We start from the raw sequence: 4,594 nt of genomic DNA, 5'->3' as shown, positions 1-4,594 counted from the left end.
GTCTTGAGCCGGTTGGCGAGGTTGGCCGCGTCACGAGCGTCGACCTCGGCCTCGACGAGGGTGCGTAGCAGGATGGGCCGATCCGCCCGCGCCACATCGTGGGGACAGGTGTTCGACGGCGATTGGTTGCGCGCGCCTTCTCAGCTCCGGAAGCCACAGTGTCGACCGCGCACAACGGGATTGTTTCAACGCTGGCGGGGGGGACGACTGGGCAAGCGGTCAGGAGCGGACCGACCTGACGAAGTTTGGCTTTCCGTACCCGTCAGTGGAGGCCGCACGACCTGGGCCGACATCGTTGCGCTCGCGCTGCCGCGATCCTCTCATGGTGGGCTGGGTCATCTGCACGCGGGCGGAGCGTCGACGGCGTCGCTGGGCGCCTTGGAACTGACGGTGACGGTGCTAACCGGGATACGCGCGGTCGTCGCACCGGCGGCCGAGTAGCGGATGCACACATAACCGCCTGGGGGCCTACGGGCAATGTGCCGTAGCGGTGCCCGTTTAGGGAGATGCGCGTACTGCCGTAGTTCAGGGCGCTGCGGGGCCAACACCGGCTCCAAGCCTCGTGAGGCTATTCGCACATTTAGAGCACCTACCGCTCTCAGCTCATCCAACCCCGCGTTCATCGAGAACGGCCGAATCACGACTGCGTAGGCACGTTTCCGACCAGGAGCAGCGACACGGAGCTCGGCTGGAACGACGTCTGCGCCACGGCGAGGATCTCCGAGGAGATGGCGGTGAGGTCGACCTCGTCCCGCAGGTGACGCGCGAACCGCTCGAGCACCGCGGCCCCGTCCGCGCGGCGGCGGTTGAACCGCCGCTCGACGACCGTCTGGACCCGGCGCCGCACAGGCTGGAAAGCGCCCGCGACGGCCAGCGTCGATAGTGCGACGATCACGCTGCTGTCCTCGCCGGTCAGGGGGCGGAGGAACGCCCCGATCGTCAGCACACCGACCAGGTACACGGCCACGAGCACCGCCATCAGCAGCGAGTACGACAGCGTCCTGCTGACGATCCGGTCGATGTCGTAGAGTCGGTAGCGCAGGATCGCCGCCCCGACGGCGAGCGGGATGGCGACGAGGCCGGTGGCGAGCACTCCGATCCAGACGGCGTTGGGGAGCGCCACCCGCCAGAAGAACGCCGGGCCTGACAGGATCGCGATCACGAATAGCCCGGCGGCGGTCGCAAGCCACTTCAGCTGCTGCCGCTCGAGGCCGCGTGAGCGACGGAAGCGGGCGATCAGGCCCGCGGCCGCCGCGACGATGCTGGCGAACAGCAACAGCAGCAGCGGCACCTCCGCCCGCCGCCACACCGCCCCGATCGGGGCCACGGCGAACGGGTTCGGGGTGGCGGGGTGGACCTCGGCCAGGTCGCCCGGTTTGAGGGCCACCAGCACGATGAAGGCGGTGGCGGACCCGACGAGGCCCCAGGCGACAGGACGCCACCTCGGGGACGGCAGCCGCCCGTCCGGTACCAGCAGCAGCAGCAGGGCGAACGGCGCGAAGCCGGCCGGGCTCTGGATGGTCGCGTGGACGAACCACCCCGCGTACGCCCGCAGCGGAAGGTCGGGGTCGCCGGCGTTGGCGTAGGCGTCCGCCAGGGGCCCGGCAGCGTAGAGCAAGCCGATGCCGAGCAGCAGCCACCCGACCGCGTTGCGGGGAAGCCGGGACGCGATCACCGCCCCGACCGCCGGGAACGCCAGCAACGCCACCAGGAGCAGGGACACCGCGACGAGGTCCCCCGTGTCCCCGGCCGCTTCGTGTCTGCCGATGAGGACCCCGACGGCGGGCGTCGCCACGGCGCCGACCACGCAGAGGGCGAACACCGGCCAGGCCGCGTGCCGCAGGATCGGCATGGTCAGGTTCCTCCGAACACTCCCAGCGCGGCTGCCGCAGGCACGTACCGCATCGTTGGCGCTCGTGTCTGGTCAGCGCCTCTCACCCGCGCGGGCTGCGAGCCGAACGTCGGAACGACCGGCCGAGCTGGTAGAAGGTGGATCGGAGCATCGCGTCGTTGCGGAACTTGAGGGCGTTGCGCCACTGGCGTTTGCGGTCCACGCAGACCGCGTCGAGGATGACCGCCGGGGCGGTGACGCTGAAGTGGCCCGCCAGCTGCTGGAGCGTGTGCTCCCAGAAGCGGTCCTCCTTCTTGAAGCCGCCGATCAGCACGTTGCCGAGGTCCACCATGAGGTTCTGGGTGCGCAGCAGCGCCTGCACCTGTGCGACCGTCTCCGGACCGTCGCGGTAGGCGGAGAAGGTGATCCACGCCGCCAGCATGTGACCCTCCGGCGTCATGAACGTGAACGACTCGTCGTCGGAGTACACGACCATCACGCCGGTCGACAGCGTGATGCGCCCCGGCATCGCCAGGTTCAGCACCGCGACCTCACCGGGGGCGATCCCGGTCAGCGGACCGAAGAAGCGGTTGCCCTCCGGCCAGAACTCGGGGAAGCGGTCCTTCCAGACGCGGATGACCTCCTCGGGGGACACGTCGACGCCGAAGCGCGCCCGGTACGTCTTCTGCCACATCCTGCCGAAGCCCTGGACCGGCCCGGCGAGCCGTTTGCCTTCGACGTTGAGGTTGAAGCCGCCGTCGAAGGAATCCCGAGCGACGTGCAGCGCCCCCACCGGCTTCGCCCAGTTGCCGGCGTCGCGCGGCGTCTTCGCCCCGCCCGGCTGCGCGTCCACCGTCGCGGCGGGCGGCGACGTCGGCCACGACGGCTCGAGGCCGTGGTGGGGCGCGTGGGGCTTCGGGCGTTGCTGGCCTCGGGGGCTGTCCATCGTGGCTCCTGGCGGTTCGGGTCAGTTAGCGCGGACTCGAGTTCTCGCCAGGGGCGATCGCCGCGACCTCGTCGGCGTGGATCTTGATCGCGTCGTCGAGGCGGGTGAGCTCGAAGATCTGGCGGTAGTGGTCGGACAGGCCGTAGGCGAGCAGCCGCTGCTTGGCACGCTGCGCACGCACGAGGAGCGTGACGAGCAGGCCGATGCCGCCACTGTTCATGTACTCGAGGTCGCTGAAGTTCAGGACGACCGAGCGCGCCCCGTTCACCTTGCCGTAGGCGTCCACGAGCGCGGCCTCGCTCGCGGGCGTGACGTCGCCCTTGATATCGATAACCGTCACGCCGGGGGCGACTTCGCGCACCGCCAGGTCCATGGTCGCTTCACCCATGTTCGTGTCCTCCTCGTGTTCTCCGGGCTCGAGCTGCTCGAGCGGTGTTGGTGTAGGAGTCCGGGTCACTATCGCTTCGCATTTGAGTGACCTAGACGAGCGGGGCTGGGGCCCCGACCGCGGTCTCCTCGTCGGGGAAGAAGCTCATGAAGTCCGCGAGACGGGTGATCTCGAAGATGTGTCGGTAGTGCTCAGAGAGCCCCACGACGCGGATGCTGCGCGCCTCGGCGCGGGCCTTGGCGAGGAGCCCGACGATGAGGGCGATGCCGGTCGAGTTGATGTAGCCGACGTCCTTGAAGTTGAGGACGAGCGGCACGACCGCTGTCGTCCCCGCCGCGTCGGCGTACGCGCCGTTCAGCGCGGCGTCGGCTCGCCCATCGAGATCGCCGTGCAGGTCGAGCACCGCGGCGCCGCCACGGTCGCGGACCTGGGCATTGAACTCAGCCATCCTAGTTTCCTTCATCCAGACGCATGATCAGCTCCACCGTGTGGTGGGCCGTGTCTTCGAAGATGTTCACCTCGTCGACCATGTTGCGGATGAGGAACAGTCCCCATCCGCGGGGCGATTCTTCGCCCCGGAGCTTCGCCTCGAGGTCCGGATCGGTGGTCTCGGGGATGGCCTGCGCCCCACCCTGGTCGGTGATGCGGACGACGAGCGCGTCGGCGGTGGTAAAGACCCGGACCTCGACGAGCAGCTCGGAGCGGTTGTGGTTGCCGTGCTCGATGGCGTTCATCGAGGCCTCGGCGACCGCGGTCTTCAGCCGGTCGAGCTTGCCGTTGTCGACCCCGATCGAGACGACCGCGTCGGCGATTCGCTCCATCACGATGCGCTCGTTGCCCGGTTCGCTCGCGACGGTGAAGGCGACGAGTTCACGGCCTTCGTCGTCGGCGGGCTGCACATCGTTGACGTGCTCGCCGGCCGACGGGGTGCGCTGGACGGCGACGAGGGTGATGTCGTCCTCCTGCTCCCAATCGGCGCCGGTGAACCCGTGAAGTTCGGTGAGGAGCCGATCGATGAGGCGCTGCCCGTCGCTACCGCTGTTGCCGACGACGTCGACGAGCCGGGGGAACCCGAACATCTCCCCGCTGGCGTCGTGGGCCTCGGGGAGCGCGTCGCTGTAGAGCAACACGGCGCGACCCGGGTCGACGGTGACCTCGTTCTCCTCATAGCGCATGCCGGGCAGCAGCCCCAGCGGCATGCCGGTCGCCCGCGCCTCCACGGCACCGTCGGCGGTCTGCACGCACGGGAGGTTGTGGCCGGCGTTGGCGAACACGAAGCGTCCGGTGGCGGGCTCCAGCACCCCGTAGACGCACGTGACGAACATCTTCGGCGGCATCTCCGGCTGGAGCTGGTCGTTCACCGCCTCGAGCACGGCGCCGGGTTCCATGTGGGTGAGCGCGGCGGACCGCAGCACGCTGCGGGTCGACG

The 4,594-nt window shown here is 69.4% G+C and carries 5 protein-coding genes; all 5 read right to left on the bottom strand.

What is annotated here, in order from left to right:
* Positions 1-637 precede the first annotated feature (637 nt).
* Positions 638-1,852, bottom strand: coding sequence for a hypothetical protein (locus M3N57_13235; GenBank protein ID MDP9023632.1), 1,215 nt, complete (start codon positions 1,850-1,852; stop codon positions 638-640).
* A gap of 82 nt (positions 1,853-1,934) precedes the next feature.
* Positions 1,935-2,777 (bottom strand): hypothetical protein, encoded by an 843-nt coding sequence (locus M3N57_13230; GenBank protein ID MDP9023631.1) that lies wholly within the window; start codon positions 2,775-2,777, stop codon positions 1,935-1,937.
* A gap of 25 nt (positions 2,778-2,802) precedes the next feature.
* Positions 2,803-3,150 (bottom strand): STAS domain-containing protein, encoded by a 348-nt coding sequence (locus M3N57_13225; GenBank protein ID MDP9023630.1) that lies wholly within the window; start codon positions 3,148-3,150, stop codon positions 2,803-2,805.
* A gap of 106 nt (positions 3,151-3,256) precedes the next feature.
* On the bottom strand, positions 3,257-3,613 hold the full coding sequence (locus M3N57_13220; GenBank protein MDP9023629.1) for an anti-sigma factor antagonist: 357 nt from the start codon (positions 3,611-3,613) through the stop codon (positions 3,257-3,259).
* A gap of 1 nt (position 3,614) precedes the next feature.
* The coding region (locus tag M3N57_13215; GenBank protein ID MDP9023628.1) for a SpoIIE family protein phosphatase at positions 3,615-4,594 on the bottom strand (980 nt) is incomplete at its 5' end.

Source organism: Actinomycetota bacterium, assembly GCA_030776725.1.
Taxonomy (GTDB): Bacteria; Actinomycetota; Nitriliruptoria; order Nitriliruptorales; family JAHWKO01; genus JAHWKW01.
Note: the sequence above shows the minus strand (reverse complement) of the source record. Positions and strands in the feature narration are given on the sequence as shown.

Bases quoted from the DNA above. Each gene is read 5' to 3' on its own strand.
- M3N57_13230 (MDP9023631.1), bottom strand. From the start codon at position 2,777: ATGGACAGCCCCCGAGGCCAGCAACGCCCGAAGCCCCACGCGCCCCAC.
- M3N57_13225 (MDP9023630.1), bottom strand. From the start codon at position 3,150: ATGGACCTGGCGGTGCGCGAAGTCGCCCCCGGCGTGACGGTTATCGAT.
- M3N57_13235 (MDP9023632.1), bottom strand. From the start codon at position 1,852: ATGCCGATCCTGCGGCACGCGGCCTGGCCGGTGTTCGCCCTCTGCGTG.
- M3N57_13220 (MDP9023629.1), bottom strand. From the start codon at position 3,613: ATGGCTGAGTTCAATGCCCAGGTCCGCGACCGTGGCGGCGCCGCGGTG.